This is a genomic window from Nocardiopsis exhalans (assembly GCF_024134545.1).
Classification (GTDB): domain Bacteria; phylum Actinomycetota; class Actinomycetes; order Streptosporangiales; family Streptosporangiaceae; genus Nocardiopsis; species Nocardiopsis exhalans.
On the sequence record NZ_CP099837.1, the window covers coordinates 2,278,346 to 2,300,646 of the forward strand.

At 70.8% G+C, this 22,301-nt stretch carries 21 protein-coding genes; 14 read left to right on the top strand and 7 right to left on the bottom strand.

The window, feature by feature from the left end; all coding sequences use genetic code 11:
• Positions 1-4 precede the first annotated feature (4 nt).
• The 4 genes from egtA to egtD all read left to right on the top strand — a co-directional run bounded on the left by egtA (position 5) and on the right by egtD (position 4,486).
• The gene (gene egtA, locus NE857_RS10250; RefSeq protein WP_254420782.1) at positions 5-1,297 is read left to right on the top strand and encodes an ergothioneine biosynthesis glutamate--cysteine ligase EgtA; all 1,293 of its coding nucleotides are present in this window, start codon (positions 5-7) and stop codon (positions 1,295-1,297) included.
• Positions 1,297-2,643 (top strand): ergothioneine biosynthesis protein EgtB, encoded by a 1,347-nt coding sequence (gene egtB / locus NE857_RS10255; protein WP_254420783.1) that lies wholly within the window; start codon positions 1,297-1,299, stop codon positions 2,641-2,643. The genes egtA and egtB overlap by 1 nt, the downstream gene beginning before the upstream one ends.
• Complete coding sequence (egtC, locus tag NE857_RS10260; RefSeq protein ID WP_254420784.1) at positions 2,643-3,422, top strand: ergothioneine biosynthesis protein EgtC; 780 nt, start codon at positions 2,643-2,645, stop codon at positions 3,420-3,422. Before egtB ends, egtC begins: the two co-directional genes overlap by 1 nt.
• Before the next feature lie 92 nt (positions 3,423-3,514).
• On the top strand, positions 3,515-4,486 hold the full coding sequence (gene egtD, locus NE857_RS10265; RefSeq protein ID WP_254420785.1) for an L-histidine N(alpha)-methyltransferase: 972 nt from the start codon (positions 3,515-3,517) through the stop codon (positions 4,484-4,486).
• Between the two features lie 25 nt (positions 4,487-4,511).
• On the opposite strand, the gene NE857_RS10270 is transcribed toward egtD, so the two are convergent.
• The gene (locus NE857_RS10270) at positions 4,512-5,216 is read right to left on the bottom strand and encodes a VIT1/CCC1 transporter family protein (RefSeq protein ID WP_254420786.1); all 705 of its coding nucleotides are present in this window, start codon (positions 5,214-5,216) and stop codon (positions 4,512-4,514) included.
• 69 nt (positions 5,217-5,285) lie between these two features.
• Between NE857_RS10270 and dapB the strand changes: the two genes are divergently transcribed.
• Positions 5,286-6,029: a 4-hydroxy-tetrahydrodipicolinate reductase gene (dapB, locus tag NE857_RS10275; protein WP_301184323.1), complete on the top strand. Its 744-nt coding sequence runs from the start codon at positions 5,286-5,288 to the stop codon at positions 6,027-6,029.
• A gap of 84 nt (positions 6,030-6,113) precedes the next feature.
• Here dapB and NE857_RS10280 read toward each other — a convergent pair whose 3' ends face one another.
• The 5 genes from NE857_RS10280 to NE857_RS10300 all read right to left on the bottom strand — a co-directional run bounded on the left by NE857_RS10280 (position 6,114) and on the right by NE857_RS10300 (position 10,620).
• On the bottom strand, positions 6,114-6,800 hold the full coding sequence (locus tag NE857_RS10280) for a class I SAM-dependent DNA methyltransferase (RefSeq protein WP_254420788.1): 687 nt from the start codon (positions 6,798-6,800) through the stop codon (positions 6,114-6,116).
• A gap of 68 nt (positions 6,801-6,868) precedes the next feature.
• Entirely contained in the window at positions 6,869-7,363 is a 495-nt protein-coding gene (locus NE857_RS10285) for an NUDIX domain-containing protein (protein ID WP_254420789.1), read from the bottom strand.
• Between the two features lie 83 nt (positions 7,364-7,446).
• Positions 7,447-8,997: a serine/threonine-protein kinase gene (locus NE857_RS10290; RefSeq protein WP_254420790.1), complete on the bottom strand. Its 1,551-nt coding sequence runs from the start codon at positions 8,995-8,997 to the stop codon at positions 7,447-7,449.
• A gap of 66 nt (positions 8,998-9,063) precedes the next feature.
• Positions 9,064-9,936: a 1,4-dihydroxy-2-naphthoate polyprenyltransferase gene (locus tag NE857_RS10295; RefSeq protein ID WP_254420791.1), complete on the bottom strand. Its 873-nt coding sequence runs from the start codon at positions 9,934-9,936 to the stop codon at positions 9,064-9,066.
• Between the two features lie 129 nt (positions 9,937-10,065).
• The gene (locus NE857_RS10300) at positions 10,066-10,620 is read right to left on the bottom strand and encodes a GNAT family N-acetyltransferase (RefSeq protein ID WP_254420792.1); all 555 of its coding nucleotides are present in this window, start codon (positions 10,618-10,620) and stop codon (positions 10,066-10,068) included.
• Positions 10,621-10,734: 114 nt separating this feature from the next.
• Between NE857_RS10300 and NE857_RS10305 the strand changes: the two genes are divergently transcribed.
• The 9 genes from NE857_RS10305 (at position 10,735) to NE857_RS10345 (ending at position 21,572) form a co-directional block, all read left to right on the top strand.
• On the top strand, positions 10,735-11,115 hold the full coding sequence (locus tag NE857_RS10305) for a phage holin family protein (RefSeq protein WP_254420793.1): 381 nt from the start codon (positions 10,735-10,737) through the stop codon (positions 11,113-11,115).
• A gap of 420 nt (positions 11,116-11,535) precedes the next feature.
• Entirely contained in the window at positions 11,536-12,507 is a 972-nt protein-coding gene (gene dapA / locus NE857_RS10310; protein ID WP_017579547.1) for a 4-hydroxy-tetrahydrodipicolinate synthase, read from the top strand.
• Positions 12,504-14,189: a ribonuclease J gene (locus tag NE857_RS10315; RefSeq protein WP_017579548.1), complete on the top strand. Its 1,686-nt coding sequence runs from the start codon at positions 12,504-12,506 to the stop codon at positions 14,187-14,189. Before dapA ends, NE857_RS10315 begins: the two co-directional genes overlap by 4 nt.
• Positions 14,190-14,392: 203 nt before the next feature.
• Positions 14,393-16,882 carry a DNA translocase FtsK gene (locus tag NE857_RS10320; protein WP_254420794.1) on the top strand — a complete coding sequence of 830 codons (2,490 nt, stop codon included), beginning with the start codon at positions 14,393-14,395 and terminating at the stop codon, positions 16,880-16,882.
• Between the two features lie 157 nt (positions 16,883-17,039).
• Positions 17,040-18,245, top strand: a complete 1,206-nt coding sequence (locus NE857_RS10325) for a helix-turn-helix domain-containing protein (RefSeq protein WP_254420795.1) — start codon at positions 17,040-17,042, stop codon at positions 18,243-18,245.
• 197 nt (positions 18,246-18,442) lie between these two features.
• Positions 18,443-19,891, top strand: a complete 1,449-nt coding sequence (gene rimO / locus NE857_RS10330) for a 30S ribosomal protein S12 methylthiotransferase RimO (RefSeq protein ID WP_017579551.1) — start codon at positions 18,443-18,445, stop codon at positions 19,889-19,891.
• Positions 19,888-20,511: a CDP-diacylglycerol--glycerol-3-phosphate 3-phosphatidyltransferase gene (pgsA, locus tag NE857_RS10335; protein WP_254420796.1), complete on the top strand. Its 624-nt coding sequence runs from the start codon at positions 19,888-19,890 to the stop codon at positions 20,509-20,511. The genes rimO and pgsA overlap by 4 nt, the downstream gene beginning before the upstream one ends.
• A gap of 5 nt (positions 20,512-20,516) precedes the next feature.
• Positions 20,517-21,056, top strand: coding sequence for a CinA family protein (locus tag NE857_RS10340; RefSeq protein ID WP_254420797.1), 540 nt, complete (start codon positions 20,517-20,519; stop codon positions 21,054-21,056).
• A gap of 159 nt (positions 21,057-21,215) precedes the next feature.
• Positions 21,216-21,572: a helix-turn-helix domain-containing protein gene (locus tag NE857_RS10345; protein WP_017579554.1), complete on the top strand. Its 357-nt coding sequence runs from the start codon at positions 21,216-21,218 to the stop codon at positions 21,570-21,572.
• Between the two features lie 115 nt (positions 21,573-21,687).
• Here NE857_RS10345 and NE857_RS10350 read toward each other — a convergent pair whose 3' ends face one another.
• Complete coding sequence (locus NE857_RS10350; RefSeq protein WP_017579555.1) at positions 21,688-22,152, bottom strand: RrF2 family transcriptional regulator; 465 nt, start codon at positions 22,150-22,152, stop codon at positions 21,688-21,690.
• Between the last annotated feature and the right edge of the window lie 149 nt (positions 22,153-22,301).

Below are 22,301 nucleotides of genomic sequence, written 5' to 3' on the forward strand. Positions count from 1 at the left end.
GCCCATGGTGCAGATGACCACGGCAGACGTTCACGAGTACATCAACGGGGTCTGTTTCAAGACCGGACCCCCAGGAAAGGTCGGGGCCGAGACCGAATGGCTCGTCACCGACCCCGAACAACCCACCGCACCCGTCACCGTCGACCGCCTCGCGGAGCTGCTGGAGGCCTGTGGCCCCCCGCCCGCGGGAAGCCGGATCACCTTCGAACCCGGCGGCCAGATCGAGCTCAGCTCGGCCGCCCTTCCCGGACCCGCCCGAGCGCACGAGGCGCTCGCCCGGGACCTGGGCCACATCCGCAAGACCCTCGCCGACGCCGGACTGTACCTGGCCGAGACCGCGCTCGACCCCGTACGGCCCCCCGTCCGCCAGCTCCGGCTGCCCCGCTACGGGGCCATGGAGCGCTTCTTCGCCAACCACCGGCATCCCAGCGGCCACACCATGATGTGCAGCACCGCCTCACTCCAGGTCTGCCTGGACACCGGGGCCGACGCCGCCGACGCGCGCGCCCGCTGGGAACTCGTCCACCGGCTCGGCCCCGTCCTGGTGGCGGCCTTCGCCAACTCCGCCGTGTGGCGCGGTCGGCCCACCGGCTGGAAGTCCACCCGCTGGGCGATCTGGGCCGCCACTGACGGCACCCGCACCAGACCGGTCCTGGAACCGCACACGGGCCGGGACCCCGCCACCGCCTGGGCCGAGTACGCCCTGGCCGCCAACGTGCTGGCCATCCCCGAGATCCCGGGCGGCGGCGGGCGGTGGGCCGCCGACCCGGGGATCACCCTGGCCGACTGGGTCGCCGGAGACGGGCCGCGCCCGTTCACCCTCGCCGACCTGGAGTTGCACCTGACCACGCTCTTTCCGCCGGTGCGCCCGCGCGGCTGGTGGGAACTGCGCATGATCGACGCCCTGCCGCTGCGGTGGTGGCCGGTCCCGGTGGCGCTCGCCGCCGCTCTGACCGACGACCCCCGCGCCCGCGCCGTGGCCGAGGAGGCCACCGAGCGGCTGTGCCGGGGCGCCGTACCCGATCCCGCGCTGTGGCTGCGCTCGGCCCGGCTGGGCCCGGTCGACGAGGAGATCGCCGCCTGCGCGCGGGTGTGCTTCGAGGCGGCCGCGGAGGCGCTGCCCCGGATGGGCGCGGCCGAGCTCGCCCAGCTGGTGGACGCGTACGCGCAGCGGTACGTCCGGCGCGGGCTGTGCCCGGCGGACGACGCCCTCGGGGCGCTGGTTCCGGTACCGCGCCAGGCCGATGAGCGCGGTGCCATGGCCGCGCACGGCTCAGGACTCGGGGGAGGTTCGTGATGGGCCAGGAGCAGGAACGCGCCAAGGAGCGCATCGCCGCCGAGCTGGACCGCAGCAGGCGGCGCAGCAACGGCCTCACCCTGGACACCCTCGACGAGGCCGAGCTGCTCGCCCAGCACTCCCCGCTGATGTCCCCGCTGGTCTGGGACCTGGCGCACATCGGCAACTACGAGGAGCAGTGGCTGCTGCGCGCCGCGGGCGGGCGCCAGGCGCTGCGCCCCGACATCGACGGCCTCTACGACGCCTTCGAGAACCCCCGGGCCGACCGGGTCACCCTGCCGCTGCTGCGGCCGGAGGAGGCCCGCGACTACAACGACCGGGTGCGCCGGGAGGTCCTGGACACGCTGGACTCGGCGGACCTGGGCGCGCTGCCCGAGCCCCGGGAGGCCGGTGGGGAGCGCTCTCTGTTGGAAGCGGGGTTCGTCTTCCACATGGTGATCCAGCACGAACACATGCACGACGAGACCATGCTCGCCACCCACCAGCTGCGCAAGGGCGCACCCGTGCTCCTGGAAGAGGAAGGCCCGCCCGAGGTGGCAGGGCCGCCGACGGCCGGGGAGGTCCTGGTCCCGGCCGGGCCGTTCACCATGGGCACCGACGACGACCCCTGGTCCTACGACAACGAGCGCCGTGCCCACACCGTGGACCTGCCCGCCTACTGGATCGACACCGACCCGGTCACCAACGCCGCCTACCTGGAGTTCGTCGAGGACGGCGGCTACCGGGACCCGCGCTGGTGGAGCGGGTCGGGCTGGGAGTGGCGTCAGCGGCGTGACGCGGTGGCCCCCGCCTTCTGGAGCAGGGAGGGCGTTGGCTGGACCCGGCGCCGTTTCGGCCGCCACGAGGACGTGCCGCCGGACCAGCCGGTCCAGCACGTGTCCTTCCACGAGGCCGAGGCCTACGCGCGCTGGGCGGGCAAGCGGCTGCCCACCGAGGCCGAGTGGGAGAAGGCCGCCCGCTTCGACCCGGTGAGCGGGCGTTCGCTGCGCTTCCCCTGGGGCGACGAGGAGCCCGCGGGCCGCCACGCCAACCTCGGCCAGCGGGCGCTGGGCCCGCACCCGGTCGGCAGCCACCCCGACGGCGCCTCCCCGCTGGGAGTGCGCCAACTGATCGGTGACGTGTGGGAGTGGACCTCCACCACCTTCCACGGTTACCCCGGGTTCGCCCCGTTCCCCTACCGCGAGTACTCGGAGGTCTTCTTCGACGACGGTTACAAGGTGCTGCGCGGCGGGTCCTGGGCCACCCACCCCACGGCGGTCCGGGCCACCTTCCGCAACTGGGACCACCCGATCCGGCGGCAGATCTTCAGCGGCTTCCGCTGCGCGCGCGACGCGGAGCACGCCTGATGTGCCGGCACCTGGCCTACCTGGGGCCGCCGCGTACGGTGCACGAGCTGCTGTACGCGGCGCCCCACTCGCTGCACGTCCAGTCCTGGGCGCCCCGCCAACAGCGGCACGGCACCGTGAACGCCGACGGTTTCGGCGTGGGCTGGTATCCGACCGAGGGGCATCGGACGGGGAACGCGGACGCGTCCGAAACTCCGGAGCCGCTGCGGTACCGCCGGGCGATGCCGATCTGGGGCGACGCCTCCTTCGCGGACGCCGCCCGGGCGATCAGCTCCGGCTGCGTGGTCGCGGCGGTGCGCGACGCCACGGTGGGGTTCGGGTCGGAGGAGTCCGGCGCCCAGCCCTTCCGCGCCGACCGCCTGCTGTTCAGCCACAACGGGGCGGCCAAGGACGACGATGCCCTGGTGGCGGGGCTGGCCGCGCCGCCGCCCCCGGGCGCCCTGGACGCCCGGGCCCCGGTGGACTCGGCGCCGCTGTTCGCGCACACCGTGCGGCTGTGGCGCTCCTCCGGCGATCTGGTGGGAACCCTGGCGGCGGTGGTCCGGCACGCCCGGGAGCACTCCGACGGCCGGTACAACCTGCTGGCCAGCGACGGAGAGGTGATCGTCGGGACGGCGGCCGGGGACACCCTCTACACCCTGCGGCGTGCGGGGCCCGAGGGGGAAGGTGCCTGGCTGGCCTCGGAGCCCTTCGACGACGGGCGCGGCTGGCGGCAGGTCCCCGACCACTCGGTGGTGGTGGCCACCCGCGAGCACACCGAGATCCTCCCCATCGGCTGAACGATGCTCAAGACCTCTCCGATCTCTCCGGCCCGCACTCCCACTGGTTTCACCCCGCCCCGGGTACATCCGTAAGGAACACAGGAGGCACCATGTTCCGGATCGACCGCAACCTGACCGCCGATGAACTCGACAAGGCCCTGCGCGCCGATGTCGCCGAAGGGCTCACCGCACGGCCCAAACGACTCCCGCCCAAGTGGTTCTACGACGAACGCGGGAGCGGGCTCTTCGAGGACATCACACGGCTTCCGGAGTACTACCCGACCCGCTCCGAACGCTCCATCCTGGAGGCGCGGGCGGACGAGATCGCGGTGGCCGCCGGGGCCGTCGCCCTGATCGAGCTCGGCTCCGGGGCCGGGATCAAGACACGGCTGCTCCTGGACGCCATGCGCCGCCAGGGCGACCTCACCCGCTTCGTCCCGGTGGACGTGAGCGGGGAGTTCCTGGAGTCCTCCGCCCGGCCGGTCGTCGACGACTATCCGGGCCTGTACGTGCACGCGGTGGTCGGTGACTTCGAGCACCACCTCGGGCTGCTGCCGGTCAGCGAGAGCGGCTGCCAGCTGCTGGCGGTGCTCGGCTCCACCATCGGCAACCAGGAGCCCGGGCCGCGCGCGACCTTCCTGAAGGACATCCACGGGGTGCTGCACCCGGGGGACTCCCTGCTGCTCGGCGCCGACCTGGTCAAGGACCCCACCCGGCTGGTCGCCGCCTACGACGACGCCCAGGGGGTCACCGCGGAGTTCAACCGCAACGTGCTGTCGGTGATCAACCGGCAGCTGGGCGGCGACTTCGATCCGGCGGCCTTCGAACACCGGGCGGTGTGGAACGCCGAGTGCGAGTGGATCGAGATGCGGCTGCGCGCCCGCACCGCCCAACACGTGCGGGTGGCCGACCTGGACCTGGAGGTGGACTTCGCGGCGGGGGAGGAGATGCGGACCGAGATCTCCGCGAAGTTCCGCAAGGAGGGGCTGACCGCCGAACTCGACGCGGCCGGGTTCGACCTCACCCACTGGTGGACCGACTCGGCGGGTGATTTCGCACTGACCCTCGCCACGGCCCGTTGAGTTCGGCGTATGGGGTTTCGGAGAATCAGAGCCCCGCTGCGGAGCCGATCAGTGAGCCGATCAGGTAGGTGACCAGCATCGCGAAGGACCCGCCGAGCACGCAGCGCAGTGCGCTCCGGGCCGGCAGGGCGCCGCCCATGCGGGCACTGACCGCGCCCAGCAGGCCGGTGGCCGCCAGCACCGCGACCACGGTCACCGGCAACCGCCAGGCGTCAGAGCTCAGCAGCATGGCGGACAGCGGGATCGACGCTCCGAGCAGGAAGGAGAACATGCTGGCGAAGGCGGCCTGCCAGGGGTTGACCCGGTAGCGGTTCAGACCCAGCTCCACCTCCACATGCGCGCGCAGGGCGTCGTGGTCGGTGAGCTCCCGGGCGACTCTGTGGGACAGCTCCTCGCTGATGCCGCGCGTCCGGTACATCCCGGCGAGCTCCTCCAGTTCGCCCTCGGGGTCCTCGGCCAGCTGCCGCTGCTCCTTGGCGATCGCGGCCTTCTCCGCGTCCCGCTGGGTGCTCACGGACACGTACTCGCCCGCCGCCATGGACAGCGCTCCCGCCACGGTTCCGGCCACCCCCGCGATCAGGAGCGTCTCCCGGTGCGGGGTCGCGCCCGTCACACCCACCACGAGCCCCGCTGTCGAAATGATCCCGTCATTGGCGCCCAGTACGGCCGCGCGCAGCCTGTTCAACAGCGAACCCAACCGCTTCTGTGACTGCTCCGGGTTCTGTTCCATGGAGTCAGGATGACACGCGTGACCCGACCCGGGACCTCTCACCGTGCCTGACTCCGATACGCTCGTTCCGTGTTCAAGGTAGGAGTTTTCGGCGCCGATGGGCGCGTGGGATCAGAGGTCGTCAAAGCGGTTCAGGCCGCCGACGACATGGAACTCGTCGCGGGCGTGGACAGCGCCGACGACCGTGACGCGGTGCTGGGGGCGGACTACGTCGTCGACTTCACGCACCCCGACGTGGTGATGGACAACCTCGAATGGCTGATCGGCCACGGGATCCACGCCGTCGTCGGGACGAGTGGTTTCGACGAGACCCGTCTGGCGCAGGTGCGCGCCCTCCAGGCCGCCAAGCCGGGTGCGAAGGTGCTCATCGCACCCAACTTCGGCATCGCCGCCGTGCTCATGATGCATTTCGCGAAGAAGGCCGCGCCCTACTTCGACTCCACGGAGATCATCGAGCTGCACCACCCCAACAAGGCCGACGCTCCCAGCGGGACCGCCTACCGCACCGCTGAGCTGGTCGCCGAGGCCCGTCGCGAAGCCGGGACCGCACCGATGCCCGACGCCACCACCTCGGAGATCCCCGGGGCCCGCGGCGCCGACGTCGAGGGCGTCCGTGTGCACGCCCTGCGCATCCAGGGCCTCATCGCCCACCAGGAAGTGGTGTTCGGCACCGACGGCGAGACCCTCAAGCTCCGCCACGACTCCATGACCCGGGCCTCGTTCATGCCCGGTGTCCTGCTCGGCATCCGTAGGACCGCGGACCTGCCCGAGCCCCTCACCCTGGGTCTGGAGCCCCTGCTCGGCCTCGACTAGCGCTCAGTACACGAAGAGGGGACCGTCCGCGCGGACGGTCCCCCTCTGTCATCTCGGCGGCTCAGTGCTCCGGTGGCTGGGCGGTTACGCGCCCCGGCGGCAGGTGAGGAAGACCTGCACCTCGGGGCGGGCCCCCTCGTCCTCGGGATGGAAGCTGACCACCCGTTCGTCCTCGATGACCAGACCCGCCTTCTCCACCACGGAGCGCAGCTGGTCCCGGGGGTATCCGGACACCCGGATCTCGGTTCCGAGGAAGGGGATGGGCACGTCGTCGAGATCGGCCTCGACCATGGACAGGCACAGCAGGCCGCCGGGGACCAGGGAGGCGCGTACCCGGCCCAGGGCCTCGGGGATCCGTTCCTTCGGCAGGCACAACAGGGAGAAGAAGGCGACGATGGCGTCGTAGGACTCCTCCGCCGGATCGAGGTCGACGATGTCGGCCTGGCGGAACTCGGCCTCCGGGACGTTGCGGCGGGCCAGTTCGAGCATGCGCTCGGAGATCTCGAAGCCGGTCACCCGGGCACCGGCACCGGCCAGCTGGCGGGCGGTGGGCAGGCCGGTGCCCGAACCCAGGTCCAGCACCTGGGCGCCCGGCGGCAGCAGGCTCAGCAGCCTGCGGACACAGTCCTCCTGGCCTTCCTTGTTGGGAAAAGCCTCGTCATAGCGTTCTCCGATCGTGTCGAAGGCATCCGCCTGACGGGCGTTGCGTTCGGCCCAGGCCGCCGGGTCGGGGGCCAGCTCGCTGGGGTCGGTGGGGTGATCGCTCGGCACGGTTCTCCAAGGGGGGACGTTGGCGGGGCAGGCATCGTAACCGGCAGGCGGTACTTCGGCGTAGCGCTTTAGGTAAGCCCATGCAGGACGGCGTGTCCGTGCTCCAGGTAGACCGGTCCGTTCCTGTCATCGTCCGCCGCGACCGCCGCGAGCATCCGCCGGGCGACGCGCGCGGGCAGGTGTTCGGGGAGTTCGGCGGGCGGGACCCACTTCCAGCCGGAGAGCTCGTCGGGCTGCAGGCGGAAGTCGGTGGAGTCGGTGTCGACGCGGAACAGCCACTGGCAGGCGGTGGTGCGGGGCGGCTGGGCGGGCACCCAGTCGACCACCAGCAGGGCGAGCACATGCGCGGTCACGCCCAGCTCCTCGGCGATCTCCCTGCGGCAGGCGGTCAGCGGGGACTCCTCGGCCTCCATCATCCCGCCGGGGATCCCCCAGGGCTCCTCGGGCGCGTACACGCGCCGCACCAGAAGCACATCGCCTGTTCCCGAACGGATGAGACCGCCCGCCGCTCCCCGGGTCGCGGGCAGGTTCGCGAAGAACTCCTCGTCGCTCTGATAGCTCACATCGTTGAGCCTAGACGTACTCCCTGAGAGGTGGGGTACGCGGGCGCGGTGACAGGGCGTCGAGAGCCCACGGGGAACGCGGTTCACTCGCGCGGGGTGAACGACGCGATGGTGTCGCGGATGACGTCGTCGTAGGCGCGGCGTTCGCTCTGCGGCCCGTACCAGGCGATCCAGTACGCGGTGGTGCCCTCCCCGTCGCTCACGTGGATCTGGAGTGCGATGCTGAACCGGTCCGGGTCCTGGTCCCAGTCCATGTCGAGGGCGGTGTTCTCGAAGCCCGTGTAGGTGTCCTCGAAGACCGTCGCGTCCCAGGAACGCGGGAGGTCGGTGAAGTCGTCGGCATCCAGCATCCGTTGGGTGCGGTCGGACACGTCCAACTCGTCCATGGCCGACTCCCACCCCTCCAGGGACTCGGTGACGACGTCCTCGTGTTCGGGGTCGGAGTACCAGCCGGCGGACATCAGGGTCTCCGGGAACTCCTCCGTTTCCTCCGGCGGAACGAAGGACACCGAACCCCAGTCGCTCAGGGCGTGTGGTTCGTCGCCGCGGACCTCCTGCTCCCACCCCCGTGGGTAGTCGACCAGGAAGCCGTCCGCGGAGTACCTGTCGTATTCGACGGAGAGCCTGTCGGGAGAGAGCAGGTACGCGCCCAGGGCCGTGACGAGTACGAGCGCTGCGACCGCGGCCCCGACCGCGATCAGGGTCCGGCCGCGGATCCCGGACCTCCCAACGGCCATCGGCCCCCTTCCCGTGTCCTCCTGGGGCGGTCCGGGATCCGCCGGACGAGTCGGCGCCTCCACGGGCCGGGGACCGCCCCGCAGCAACGCCAGGGCGGCCTCGGCAGTGGGGCGCTGGCCCGGGTCGTGCTCCAGCAGGGCGGTGATGAGCGGGGCCAGGGCGCCGGCCCGAGTCGGCGGCGGAGCGGGCTCCGAGAGCACCGCCGCGATGGTCTGGCCGACCTCGTCCCGCAGGAACGGGTGCCGGCCCTCCACCACGGTGTACAGGGCCGCGCCCAGCGCCCACAGATCCGACGGGGGCTCCGCGGGGCCCCGGCCGCGAAGCCGTTCCGGTGCCATGTACGGGGCCGAACCCATTCGGGACCCGTCCCTGGTCACCTCGTCCTCGCCCGCGATGGTCGCGATCCCGAAGTCGGCCAGCAGCACCCGGCCGTCGTCGGCCAGCATGATGTTTCCGGGTTTGACGTCACGGTGGACGATCCCCCGGGCGTGCGCGGACCGCAGGGCCTCCAGGACCGCCTGCGCGACCCGCGCCGCCTCCGCCACCGGCACAGGGCCGTGCCGGGCCACCTCCTCGCGCAGGGAGCGCCCCCGGACCAGTTGCATGACCACCCAGGGGTCGCCGTCGACGTCGAGGATGTCGTGCACGGTCACCACACCGGGTTCGTCGGCCAGGCGCCCCGCGGACCGGGCCTCACGCCGCATCCTCGCGTGGAAGGTGGACCGCTGCTCCTCGGGGGTCCCCGGCGGCAGGATCATCTCCTTGAGCGCGACCTCGCGCCCCAGGACACGGTCCCAGGAGTACCAGACCGCTCCCATGCCGCCGCGCCCGAGTTCGCCGCGGATCTCGTACCGGTCCGCAACCACACGGGGGTTGTTCTTGGCGCTGCTCGTCATGGCCACCCTTCCAGGGGGGTCGGGGAGGGGCCGAACGGTGGACGAGCCTAGCAACAGACCGGTCGCCTATCCCAGGGCGAGCGCGATCGAGAACAGCAGGCCGAAGGCCATCTGGAGCTTGCCGGTCTCGCCCAGGCCCAGGACCAGGTCGCGGCCGACCTGGCCGCCGAGCACCCGGCGCAGCGGGGGGACGGCCAGGGGGAGCGAGAGCAGGACCAGCGGCACCCACCAGGACACCGAGGTCAGCACGAGGGCCACCAGGAAGGAAGCGATGATCATCCCTGCGAAGAGGCGGCGGGTCCCCGCCTCGCCCAGGCGGACGGCCAGGGTGATCTTGCCGGTCTCGCTGTCGGTGGGGATGTCGCGCAGGTTGTTGATCACCAGCACCGAGCAGGACAACAGCCCCACTGGGACGGAGGCCACCCAGGCCTGCCAGGGCAGCGACTCCATCTGCACGAACACCGTGCCCACCACGGCCACCACGCCGAAGAACACGAAGACCGAGACCTCGCCCAGGCCGCGGTAGCCGTACGGGGTCCGGCCGCCGGTGTAGTACCAGGCGGCGGCGATCGCGGCCACGCCGATCAGCAGCAGCCACCACGAGGTGGTCGCCACCAGCACCAGGCCGACCAGCCCGGCGAAGGCGAAGCTCCCCAGCGCCGCGGCAAGGACCTGCTGCGGCGTGGCCAGCCCGGAGGCGGTCAGCCGGGTGGGGCCGGTGCGCTCCTCGGTGTCGGTGCCCTTGACCCCGTCGCTGTAGTCGTTGGCGAAGTTCACGCCGACCTGGAGCGCCATGGACACCACCAGGGCCAGCAGCGCCTTCCACCACACGAACCCGTCCAGGGAGAAGGCCAGCGCGGTACCGACCGCCACCGGGACGATCGAGTTCGCAAGCGTGCGGGGGCGCAGCCCCGAGACCCATTCACTGACCGTGGCCACGCGCCGGTCCTCCAGTTTCGAGATGGTGGGCACACCGAGGGGCGCGCCCGGACAACTACCCAACGGTAGTGCCTGGCCGCCGCCCGGCCGAATTCGCCCGCCCGGCCCAACCAGCGGAACCGTTCCGAACTACTCCGAGACGGCCGCGTGCAGCCGCACCATCGGCAACAGCCGACCCATGTCGATCTCCCGCCGGGCGCCGTCCGCGCGCCACCCCGAGGCCTCGAAGAAGGCGCGCAGCGCGTTGTCCTCCTCCGGCACCCATACGTGCACCGTCCCGAACCCGGCCTCCACCAGGTGGTCCACGCAGGAGTTCACCAGGCGGCTGCCGTGCCCCTGCCGGACCCGCTCCGGGTCCACGTGCAGGGCGAACACCTCGGCGTCCTTGGCCGGCCACAGGTCCGGGTCCGCGGCCGGACCGAAGGCGGCGAACCCGACCACCGTCCGCACGCCCCCGTCCTCGTCGGTGGCCACCACGAGCCGGTGTTTGGAGGTGGGGGGTGACTCCAGGGCCGCCGTCCACTGCTCACGGAACTGCCCGCGGGCCTCCTCCCCGGAGAGCCCTTCCCTCACCTCGTCGGGCAACAGCTCCCCGTACACCGAACGCCACGACGCGACCTGGAGGTCCACCACCGTGTCCACGTCGGCTGCACGGGCGGGACGGACGAACTGCGCACTGGACACGAGGGGCCTCTCGGTTGCTTTCAGGGCTGCGTACCCGGGACGGGACACGCGGCACGACAAGATCACCCACGCCGGAGTTTCCGGACCTTGCACCGGCATGGGAACATCTACGTTGTGAGCCTCATTATCAGAGTTATCGCGAACGCGCTGGCCCTTTGGGTCGCTGTCCTCCTCGTCGACGGAATCGACGTCTCGACGCAGGACACCACCAGTCAGGTCATCACCTTCCTCGTGGTCGGTGCGATCTTCGGTGTGGTGAACGCGGTCATCAAACCGATCGTCAAAACGGTCGGCTGCCTGTTCTACGCCCTGACTCTGGGGCTGATCGGGCTGGTGGTGAACGCACTGCTGTTCCTGCTCACGGCGTGGATCGCCGGGCTGTTCGACATCCCCTTCCACGTGGACGGCTTCTGGCCCGCCTTCTGGGGCGCCATCGTCGTCACCATCGTGAGCTGGGTGGTCAGCATGTTCCTTCCGGACAAGAAGGACAGCTGAGCGACGTTCGAACTATCCCCGCCCAACAACTCCCAACTGCGGTGATACCGGGCCCCGCCCGCGTGGCGCGGGCCCGGTGCGGGTAGGTTCACATCTCCAGGGACCCTGTCGGGCGCATAGGCTCAATGGGCTTCACCCCTGCCGGTGCGGTTCCTCACCTCGACCAGCGAGGACGGGGATCGAACCGGACACGCTCCCACGTACTCCCATGTGCGCGGGGAGCACACAGACTTTCCCGCGTCCGGCACATGTGTTCGCCGGACGCGGTGACGGACGCCCAGCGCCGTCTTCACCCGTGTACGGAGGAAAGCACCCGGCACGGGACGCACCGCTTGTTTCTCACGCACATGGAGAGGAGGAGGGGCACACGAGGGCCCTGACGCCTTCCCGGCCAGGGGCCCGAGAGCCTTTCACATCACGATGGTGGACACCAAGAACCGCCCGTTCGGCAAGATGCTGACCGCGATGGTCACCCCGATGCTCGAGGACGGGGAACTCGACTACGACGGCGCCGCCAGACTCGCCACCTACCTGGTGGACGAGCAGCACAACGACGGCCTGATCATCAGTGGCACGACCGGTGAGTCGCCCACGACCAGCGACGACGAGAAGGACCGCCTGCTGCGCACGGTGGTCGAGGCCGTCGGCGACCGCGCCCAGATCGTCGCGGGGGTCGGCACCAACGACACCCGCCACAGCGTCAGGCTGGCCAAGGCCGCCGAGAAGGCGGGCGCGCACGGTCTGCTGGCCGTCACGCCCTACTACAACAAGCCCCCGCAGGAGGGGCTGATCCGGCACTTCACCGAGATCGCCGACACCACCGACCTGCCGGTCATGCTCTACGACATCCCGCACCGCACCGGGACGCCGATCGCCTCCGAGACCCTGGTCCGGCTGGCCGAGCACCCGCGCATCGTCGCCAACAAGGACGCCAAGGACAACGTCGGCGCCAGCTCCTGGGTCATGGAGCGCACCGACCTGGCCTACTACTGCGGCACCGACATCCTGAACCTGCCGCTGCTGTCGGTCGGCGCGGCCGGTTTCGTGAGCGTCGTCGGCCACATCGTCGGCAGCGACCTCAAGGACATGATCGACGCCTTCGAGGCCGGTGAGGTCGGCCAGGCGCTGGCCATCCACCGCCGCCTCACCCCGGTCTACACCGGTATGTTCCGTACGCAGGGCGTCATCACGACCAAGGCCGTCCTCAATCTCTTCGGCCTGCCCTCCGGCCCGGTCCGCACCCCGCTCGCCGACGCCTCGTCCGAGCTCCAGGCACTCCTGCGCGAGGACCTGGCCGCCGCCGGGGTCAAGGGTCCGATCGGGCTCGCCCCGCACCAGGCCGTGCCCGCGAGCGCCGTGCGCGTCGAACGTCTCACGGAGGGTTCCGTATGAGTCACCCGCACCCCGAACTCGGCCCGCCCCCGCCCCTGGGCAAGGGCGCCCTTCGCGTCGTCCCGCTCGGCGGGCTAGGCGAGATCGGCCGCAACATGACGGTCTTCGAGTACGACGGCCGTCTGCTCATCGTCGACTGCGGCGTGCTCTTCCCCGAGGAGGAGCAGCCCGGCGTCGACCTGATCCTGCCGGACTTCGACTACATCCGGGACCGCCTGGACGACATCGAGGCCATCGTGCTCACCCACGGGCACGAGGACCACATCGGCGGTGTGCCGTTCCTGCTGCGCGAGCGGGTCGACATCCCGATCGTCGGCTCCAAGCTCACCCTGGCGCTGATCAGCGCCAAGCTGGGCGAGCACCGCATCAAGCCGGAGACCGTCCTGGTCGAGGAGGGGGAGCGACACGACTTCGGCCCCTTCAACCTCGAGTTCTTCGCCGTCAACCACTCCATCCCGGACGCGCTGGCCGTGGGTATCCGCACCCCCGCCGGGTCGTTGCTGCACACCGGCGACTTCAAGATGGACCAGCTGCCGCTGGACAACCGCCTCACCGACCTCGCCGGGTTCGCCCGATTCGGGGACGAGGGCGTCGACCTGCTGCTGTCGGACTCCACCAACGCCGAGCAGCCCGGGTTCGTCGTCAACGAGCGCAACCTGACCGAGGCGATCGACAAGGTCTTCCGCCAGTCCGAGAAGCGTGTCGTGGTGGCCTGTTTCGCCTCGCACGTGCACAGGGTCCAGCAGGTGATCGACGCCGCGGTACGCCACGGCCGCAAGATCGCCTTCGTCGGCCGCTCCATGGTCCGCAACATGAACATCGCGCGCGACCTCGGCTACCTGAGCATCCCCGGCGACACCATCGTCGACGTCAAGCAGCTCGACAAGCTGGCCCCGGACAAGGTGCTCATGGTGTGCACGGGCTCCCAGGGCGAGCCCATGGCGGCGCTGAGCCGCATGGCCAACCGGGACCACCAGATCCGCATCGAGGAGGGCGACACCATCCTGCTCGCCTCGTCGCTCATCCCGGGCAACGAGAACTCGGTCAACCGGGTCATCAACGGTCTGACCCGCTGGGGCGCCAAGGTCGTGCACAAGGGCAACGCGCTCGTGCACGTGTCCGGCCACGCCTCCGCCGGTGAGCTGCTCTACGTGCTCAACATGGTGCGTCCGCGCAACTTCATGCCGGTGCACGGGGAGTGGCGGCACATGCGCGCCCACGCCGACCTGGCCAAGCTCACGGGTGTGCCGAGTGACCGCATCGTCATCGCCGAGGACGGCGTGGTGGTCGACCTGTACAAGGGACGCGCCAAGATCGTCGGCGCGGTGCAGGCCGGGTACGTCTACGTGGACGGTTCCTCGGTCGGCGACGTCACCGAGGCCTCCCTCAAGGACCGCCGCATCCTCGGCGAGGAGGGCTTCATCTCCGTCGTCGTGGCGGTGGACTCGAACTCCGGCAAGATCCTGGGCGAGCCCGAGATCCACACCCGGGGCGCGGGGATCAGCGGTGACGCCTACGACGACGTCGTCGACAAGCTCCAGGACGCCCTGGACAAGGCGGCCGCCGACGGGGTCAACGACCCGCACCAGCTGCGCCAGCTCATCCGCCGCAGCACGGGACGCTGGGTCAACGAGACCTACCGTCGCCGTCCCATGATCATCCCCGTCCTGGTCGAGGTCTGACCGGACACGAATCGTTGAACGGCCCGGAGCGCACCCCGCGCTCCCGGGCCGTTCGGCGTTTTCGGAGGAGCAGGCATGGACACACGCGACACGCCGGGCGGGCTTCGTGCTCCGGGCTGGACGCCTTAGTAGGCTTCCCGCCGTGCCGGGTAGCTGTGCCCGGGCCCCGGAAACGACCCCGTCCCCCGTGGAGGTGACCCCCGATGGCCACGCGTGCCTCCTCAGGTGGTTCAGGGCGCAAGAAGCCCGCTGCCCGCAAGCCCGCCGCGAAGAAGCGCATGCCCGACGGGCCCATCGCCTACGTGGTCACCCTCTTCGGCCAGTTCCTGCTGGTGCTGTGGAAGCTCATCGCGCACACCGTGGGCGGGGCGGCCCGCGCGGTCGGGCGCAGCGCCCGCGGCCTGGACCCGGACCTGCGCCGGGACGGAATCGGGCTGGTCCTGCTGGCCCTGGGCATCCTCGTGGCCTCCGCCGTGTGGTGGCAGAGCGAGGGCCCGCTGCTGGAGGCCACCCGTTTCGTGGTGGTCGGCGCCTTCGGCACCTTCTCGCCGATCCTGCCGCTGCTCTTCCTGCCCATCGCCGTGAAACTGATGCGCACGCCCAGCTCCGGCCGGGAGGGCGACGCCGGGCGGCTGTCCATCGGGGTCACCGCGATCATGCTCGGCCTGCTCGGGCTGATCCACATCGCGCACGGCATCCCGCAGCCCGTCGACGGCATCGAGGGGCTGCAGAACGCGGGCGGGGTCATCGGCTTCGTCGCCTCCGGGCCGCTCAGCGCGGTCGTCACCCCCTGGCTCACCGGGCTCCTGCTGGCCCTGATCCTGATCTTCGGCATCCTGGTGGTCACCGCCACCCCGATCCGCCGCATCCCGGACCGCCTGCAGACCCTGTTCGGCGCCCTCATGGAGCGCGACACCGGCCCCGACTCCGGGATCGGCATCCTCGGCGCGGACCCGGAGAAGAAGCCGGCCAAGCGCAAGCGCAAGCCCAAGGCAGCGGCCTCCGAGACCGTCGCGGGCGACCACGAGCGCCCCTACGACAGCCCGGTCCTGCCCAGCGAGCCCGAAGCGGAGATCGCCCCCGCCCTCACTGACGAGGAGGAGGCCTCGGCCGCCGCGGCCGCCGTGCCGAAGAAGACCGCGAGGAAGAAGGCCAAGGCCCCGGTCCCCGACCCCACGCCGCCGCCGGTCACCACCGAGCAGCTCTCCATACCCTCCCGCGTGGTGGAGGGTGACTACGAACTGCCCGTCCCGACCATGCTCAAGCCCGGATCCCCGGTCAAGCCGCGTACCCAGGCCAACGACGACGTGGTCGCCGCGCTGAGCGGGGTCATGGAGCAGTTCAAGATCGACGCCGAGGTCACCGGCTTCACCCGCGGCCCGACAGTCACCCGCTACGAGATCGAGCTCGGCCCCGCGGTGAAGGTCGAGAAGGTCACCGCGCTGTCCAAGAACATCTCGCTGGTGGTCAAGAGCGCCGACGTGCGCATCCAGTCGCCCATCCCCGGCAAGTCCGCGATCGGTGTGGAGATCCCCAACACCGACAAGGACATAGTGAGCCTCGGCGACGTGCTGCGCTCCCCGGCGGCCACCTCGGACGACCACCCCATGCTGGTGGGCCTGGGCAAGGACGTCGAGGGCAGCAACGTCGTGGCCAACCTCGCCAAGATGCCGCACGTGCTGGTCGCCGGTGCGACCGGTGCCGGTAAGTCCACCTGCATCAACGGCCTCATCACCTCGCTGATGATGCGAGCCACCCCCGACGAGGTGCGGATGATCCTGGTCGACCCAAAGCGGGTCGAGCTGACGATGTACGAGGGCATCCCGCACCTGATCACGCCCATCATCACCAACCCCAAGAAGGCCGCGGAGGCCCTTCAGTGGGTGGTGGGGGAGATGGACCGCCGCTACGACGACCTCGCCGCCTCCGGCTACCGACACGTGGACGACTTCAACGCCGCCGTGCGCACCGGGGAGCTCACCGCCCCGCCGGGCAGTGAACGCGTCTACGAGCCCTACCCCTACCTGCTGGTGATCGTCGACGAGCTCGCCGACCTGATGATGGTCGCCCCGCGCGACGTCGAGGACGCGGTCGTGCGCATCACCCAGCTGGCCCGCGCCGCCGGGATCCACCTGGTGTTGGCCACCCAGCGCCCCAGCGTCGACGTCGTCACCGGTCTGATCAAGGCCAACGTGCCCTCCCGGCTCGCCTTCGCCACCTCCAGCCTCGCCGACAGCCGCGTCATCCTGGACCAGCCCGGCGCGGAGAAGCTGGTCGGCAAGGGCGACTCGCTCTTCCTCCCGATGGGCGCGGGCAAGCCCATCCGCCTCCAGAACGCCTGGGTGAGCGAGAAGGAGATCCGCGGGATCGTCGACCACTGCAAGAAGCAGTCCGAGCCCAGCTACCGCGAGGACGTCGCGGTCGCCGACACCAAGAAGAAGGAGATCGACGAGGACATCGGCGACGACATGGACCTGCTGCTGCAGGCGGTCGAGCTGGTCGTCACCACCCAGTTCGGGTCCACGTCGATGCTCCAGCGCAAGCTCCGGGTCGGGTTCGCCAAGGCGGGCCGCCTGATGGACCTCATGGAGAGCCGCGACGTGGTCGGCCCCAGCGAGGGTTCCAAGGCCCGCGACGTCCTGGTCCAGGCCGACGACCTCGCGGCGGTGCTCACCGACATCAGGGGCGGCTGAGCCCTCGCACCCCCTGGCCGCACTTGTCACCCCCACGTCCGGGTCGCCCGATTTGGTGTGATCTTGAGCCACGCATAGGGCGTGGTGACCTGCTTGGACGCTCTCCGAGTAGCAGAGTGGGTATACGTAGGCACAGAAAGTCGCGGGGGGAGTGCGCATGGCGACGATCGGCCAGACCCTGTCCGCCGCACGTATCGCGGCGGGTTGCTCCTTGGAGAACCTGAGCACACGTACACGGATTCGCATGCAGGTCCTTCGGGGCATCGAGAACGAGGACTTCGTCCCCTGCGGAGGGGACTTCTATGCGCGCGGGCACATCCGGAGGATCTGCAAGTTCCTCGGGCTTGACCCCGCGCCGCTTCTGGAGGAGTACGACCGCGAACACGCCTCGAACGAGAAGCCCACCTTCGTTCCCCCACCCCGGCACCCGTCGGCCAGAACCAAGGCGACCCGGGTCGCCGCGGCCCAGGGCGGCCGGGCCCACACCGGGACCGACGACCACGAGGCGCCCCAGGACGTTCCCCGAAGCGTCGGTGACGTGAACGAGGACCCGGAACAGCGGGCCGAGAGCTGGGGGCACTTCGAACGCGAACAGAGACTCGCCAGACCGCCGCGGCGCAACCGCCCCAAGGGGTTCGCCAATACCGGAGCAGGGGCCGGAGTCGGAGCCGGGGCCGCCGCCGCGGCCGAGGTACCGGCGCCGCGGACACCCGGCAGGCACAGCAAGCCCGCCGAACCGGCCGGGGCCGGAGCGGTCGCCACCAAGGCGGCGGTCCCGCGGTCGCGCGCCACCCGTGCCTCCGCGACCGAGGCAGGCACCCGTCGGGCGGAGAGCGTGCGGCGGCACTGGCCGTGGGCAGTGGTCGGACTCATCCTCATCGCCGCGGTGTTCGTGGGCGTGCGGACCTGGCAGGGGTGGGACGACGGCAACCCCGTTCGGACCGCCTTCGAGTCGGCCGGCTCCGTAACGGGTGACACCGTGGACTCCGCGGCCATCACGGAGGAGGCCGGCGCCGAGCCCGCCGAAACCGACGACCGGGCCGCGGCGGCCGAGGCAGTCGCTGCTGCCGAGGCCGCCGAGGCGGCGGAAGCGGCCGAAGCGGAGCCGTTCGAGTTCACCGTCGGTCTCACCGCCACCGACCGCAGCTGGGTCAAGGTCAGCGAGGTGGAGGGGGAGGCACTGTTCACCGGGTTCCTCGTGGCGGGGGAGTCCCGGGATTACGCCACCGAGGTGCCCCTGACCCTGTGGGTCGGCAACGCCGGGGCGATCGAGGTGGCCGTCGACGGACAGGACCAGGGCCCCAGCGGGGGCTCCGGTGAGGTGAGGGAGATCACTGTCGGGGCTGACGGCTTCGACAACTGACAAGCACGTTCACGGCGGGGCGCGCGCTCGCGTGCCAGGAGGCCGGGGTACGGGTGGGTTGGTCAACCACGGTAGTGTGGGGGGCTGCGGGCGGCGCCAGTCGACGCCTTCGTGCGAGCACGAGCCGACCGGGTACCCCGGCCTCCGGCTGCGCCGCGCCCCGCACCACTCGAAGCTCTCCCACACGCTTGGAAGCCATGTCATCGCGACGTACTGTCTCACTCGTCACCCTGGGGTGTGCGCGTAACGAGGTCGACTCCGAAGAGCTCGCCGGGCGCCTTGCCGCTGGCGGCTGGGACCTCGTCGACGGAGACACCAAGGCCGACGTGACCGTCGTCAACACCTGCGGGTTCATCGACGCCGCCAAACAGGACTCCATCGAGACCCTGCTGGAGGCGGCCGAGGGCGGTGGGAAGGTCATCGCCGCGGGCTGCATGGCCGAGCGCTACGGCTCCGAACTCGCCGACGCCCTCCCCGAGGCCAACGTCATCGGGTTCGACGACTACGCCGCCATCACCGACCGGCTCGACGACGTCGTCTCCGGGCGCGCCCTGGTCCCGCACGACCCGCGCGACCGCCGCACCCTGCTGCCGATCAGCCCGGCCGAGCGCGACGCCTCCCAGGTCCACGTGCCCGGGCACGCCTCGTTCGCGGACTCCGAGGGCGCCGACGGCACCGAGCTGCCCTACCGGGCCGCGACCCCGCGCCGCCGCCTGACCGGCGGCCCCGTCGCCAACCTCAAGATCGCCTCCGGCTGCGACAGACGGTGCACCTTCTGCGCCATCCCGGCCTTCCGCGGCGCGTACATCTCCCGCCAGCCCGACGAGATCGTCCGCGAGGCCGAGTGGCTGGCCAGCGAGGGCGTGCGCGAGGTCTTCCTGGTCAGCGAGAACTCCACGTCCTACGGCAAGGACCTGGGCGACGTGCGCGCGCTGGAGAAGCTGCTGCCGCGCCTGGCCGCCGTCGAGGGCCTGGAGCGCGTCCGGGTCAGCTACCTGCAGCCCGCCGAAGTCCGCCCCGGGCTGGTGGAGGTGCTCACCAGCACCCCCGGTGTGGTGCCCTACTTCGACCTCTCCTTCCAGCACGCCAGCGGCCCGCTGCTGCGCCGCATGCGCCGGTTCGGCGACCGCGAGCGCTTCCTGGAGCTGCTGGAGACCGCCCGCAAGGCCGCCCCGGAGGCCGGGGCCCGCTCCAACTTCATCGTGGGCTTCCCCGGCGAGACCGAGGAGGAGTTCCAGGAGCTGGTCTCCTTCCTCAGTGAGGCCCGTCTGGACGCCATCGGTGTCTTCGGCTACTCCGACGAGGACGGCACCGAGGCGCTCACGCACGAGAACAAGGTGCCCGAGGAGGTCGTGGCCGAGCGGGTGGACACGCTCAACCGCCTGACCGAGGAGCTCATGGTCCAGCGGGCCGAGGAGCGCATCGGCAGCGAGGTGACCGTCCTGGTCGAGACGGTCCTGGAGGACGGCGCGTACGAGGGCCGCGCCGAGCACCAAGCGCCCGAGGTGGACGGCAGCACCATCCTGTACGGCGAGAACCTCGCCGTCGGCGACCTGGTGCGGGCCACCGTCATCCAGTCGATGGGCGCCGACCTCGTCGCCGAACAGGACGTCGCGGAGCAGGACGGGGAAGCCGGCGACAGATGAGCACCCACGACCCCGCGGCTTCGTCCGCTCCCCAAGCCCCGCTGTGGAACATCGCGAACATCCTCACGATGAGCCGCCTGGTCATGGTGCCGGTCTTCGTCTGGTTCATGTTCCTGACCGGACTCGGCTGGGAGCTCGCGGCCTTCTCGGTCTTCGTGATCGCCGCCATCACCGACCGCGTCGACGGGGAGCTGGCCCGCCGCCACAATCTCGTCACCGACTTCGGCAAGATCGCCGACCCCATCGCGGACAAGGCGCTGACCGGCGCCGCGCTGATCGTGCTCTCCGTCCAGGGCGAGCTGTGGTGGTGGGTCACCATCGCCATCCTGCTGCGCGAGTGGGGCATCACGCTCCTGCGGATCGCGGTGCTGCGGTACGGGGTCATGCCCGCGAGCAGCGGCGGCAAGCTCAAGACCGTCCTGCAGATCGTGGCGATCAGCATCTACCTGTTCCCGCTGTACCTGCTGCCGTTCACCGGCGTGTTCGTCTGGATCGCGCACGGTGTCATGGCCGCCGCCCTGGCCGTCACCCTCTGGACCGGGCTGACCTACGTGATCGACGCGGTCCGCCTGGTGCGGGCCAAGGGCGCCGCGGACACCCAGAACGGGACTACGGAGTAACCCCGATGGACGAACAGGTGGAGGTGGGGCTCCGGTTCGAGAAGGCGGCGTTGGCTGCCGCCAGATCGGCCCATGAAGCCCTCCGGGAGGCCGGGGCCACCTGCGCTACCGCCGAGTCCCTCACCGGGGGGCTGATCGGCGCCTACCTGACCGCGGTCCCCGGATCCTCGGCCACCTACCGCGGCGGGGCCGTCACCTACGCCACCGACACCAAGGCCACCATCCTGGGCGTGCCCGAGGACCTGCTGGCCGAGCACGGAGCGGTCCACCCCGACGTCGCCGCCCACATGGCCCGGGGGGCCCGCCGCCTCACCGGCGCCGACCACGGGGTCGCGGTCACCGGGGTGGCCGGGCCCGAGCCCCAGGACGGGCAGCCCGTGGGCACCGTCTACGCGGCGGTGACGGGACCGGACTCACATACACAGGTCGTCCGGTTCAGTTTCACCGGTGATCGTGCGGGTATCCGCCTTGACACGGTCAAGGGTGCGCTGATGCTCCTGAGGACCGCCGTTCGCGGGGACGTGACGGGAAACACCCGGGCCTGATCCCTCCGGCTGCTCCGTATCCCCCGGGGGCTCGGGAACAAAACCACCCCCGGACGCGGTTCCCCCTCCAGCGAACAGGACGGCAAGAGGTGCCCGAATCGGGCGTGGGGCAGGTACGGTGTTGTATATGAAGGTCGCTACCGGCGGGAGGGAGCGCGAATGATGGTCCTGCTTCGTCACCTACTTGGTGACGTCCTCAGGCGGCTGCGTCAGCGCCAGGGCCGCACCCTCCGTGAGGTGTCGGCCGATGCACGGGTTTCCCTCGGATACCTGTCGGAGGTCGAGCGCGGGCAGAAGGAAGCCTCTTCCGAGCTGCTCTCCTCGATCTGCGGGGCCCTCGGGGTCCCGCTCTCGCAGGTACTCAGAGAGGTCTCCGACCAGCTGGCTCTGGCCGAGCTCCAGGAGGCCGCACTGTTGGGCGACGCGGTCACGACCGACCCCGTCCCCGCGCAGGAACTCGGCATCGCGCCCGTACCGGATCGTGTTCCCCAGGTCGCCGACATGGCGGGTGTCTGACACCCGTCCCCACGTTCACACGTCAGCGCACAGCACAACTTTCGCTCAAGGAGCCGGTCACCCCGCGGGGTGACCGGCTCCTTGAGTACGGGGTGCCTCCGTGCGGGAGGCCCGCTCAGCGGTGTGTGTGGTTGACCCAGGCCTCGGGGTCCTCGGCCAGGACACGTACCTGTTCGGGGAGTTCGTTGGTGACCAGGTGCTGGAGGTTGACCCCCTCCAGGATGGCGCGCTCGCTGGCGCGCAGGGCGATCCACACCTGTTGCAGGCTGCGGGCCGCCCCGTCGTAATCGACGTGTTCGGGGCGTTCCCCGCGCACGTTGGCGAGCGGACCGTCGACCGCTCGGATGATGTCCGCGAGGGAGATCTCCGCGGCGGGCCGAGCGAGCCAGTAGCCGCCAACGGGACCCCGTTGACTGCGCACCAGACCGGCACGGCGTAGCTGGGTGAGGATGTTCTCTAGGAATTTTCCGGGGATGGCCTGCGCGCGTGCGAGCTGCTCGGCCGTCACCGGACCGTCGCTGGCGACAGCGAGCTCTGCGGCCGCGCGAAGCGCGTAGTCGACCCGGGCTGAAAGGCGCATGCTGTGATTATGCCGTGGTTAGAAGGGCGAATGGGGCACCGACCGCCGACGAGTCTCGTCGGTGAGCGGGATGCTACAGGTTAAGAGTACTTCTCCTACCGGCTTTCGGGGACATGGGTGACGTTCGGCGCTCCTCGGAAATCTGGAGA

Bases quoted from the DNA above. Each gene is read 5' to 3' on its own strand.
- dapA (WP_017579547.1), top strand. From the start codon at position 11,536: ATGGTGGACACCAAGAACCGCCCGTTCGGCAAGATGCTGACCGCGATG.
- NE857_RS10270 (WP_254420786.1), bottom strand. From the start codon at position 5,216: ATGGAACAGAACCCGGAGCAGTCACAGAAGCGGTTGGGTTCGCTGTTG.
- NE857_RS10315 (WP_017579548.1), top strand. From the start codon at position 12,504: ATGAGTCACCCGCACCCCGAACTCGGCCCGCCCCCGCCCCTGGGCAAG.
- NE857_RS10350 (WP_017579555.1), bottom strand. From the start codon at position 22,152: ATGCGCCTTTCAGCCCGGGTCGACTACGCGCTTCGCGCGGCCGCAGAG.
- pgsA (WP_254420796.1), top strand. From the start codon at position 19,888: ATGAGCACCCACGACCCCGCGGCTTCGTCCGCTCCCCAAGCCCCGCTG.
- NE857_RS10345 (WP_017579554.1), top strand. From the start codon at position 21,216: ATGATGGTCCTGCTTCGTCACCTACTTGGTGACGTCCTCAGGCGGCTG.
- NE857_RS10340 (WP_254420797.1), top strand. From the start codon at position 20,517: ATGGACGAACAGGTGGAGGTGGGGCTCCGGTTCGAGAAGGCGGCGTTG.
- NE857_RS10320 (WP_254420794.1), top strand. From the start codon at position 14,393: ATGGCCACGCGTGCCTCCTCAGGTGGTTCAGGGCGCAAGAAGCCCGCT.
- egtB (WP_254420783.1), top strand. From the start codon at position 1,297: ATGGGCCAGGAGCAGGAACGCGCCAAGGAGCGCATCGCCGCCGAGCTG.
- NE857_RS10325 (WP_254420795.1), top strand. From the start codon at position 17,040: ATGGCGACGATCGGCCAGACCCTGTCCGCCGCACGTATCGCGGCGGGT.
- rimO (WP_017579551.1), top strand. From the start codon at position 18,443: ATGTCATCGCGACGTACTGTCTCACTCGTCACCCTGGGGTGTGCGCGT.
- egtD (WP_254420785.1), top strand. From the start codon at position 3,515: ATGTTCCGGATCGACCGCAACCTGACCGCCGATGAACTCGACAAGGCC.
- egtA (WP_254420782.1), top strand. From the start codon at position 5: ATGGTGCAGATGACCACGGCAGACGTTCACGAGTACATCAACGGGGTC.
- NE857_RS10290 (WP_254420790.1), bottom strand. From the start codon at position 8,997: ATGACGAGCAGCGCCAAGAACAACCCCCGTGTGGTTGCGGACCGGTAC.
- egtC (WP_254420784.1), top strand. From the start codon at position 2,643: ATGTGCCGGCACCTGGCCTACCTGGGGCCGCCGCGTACGGTGCACGAG.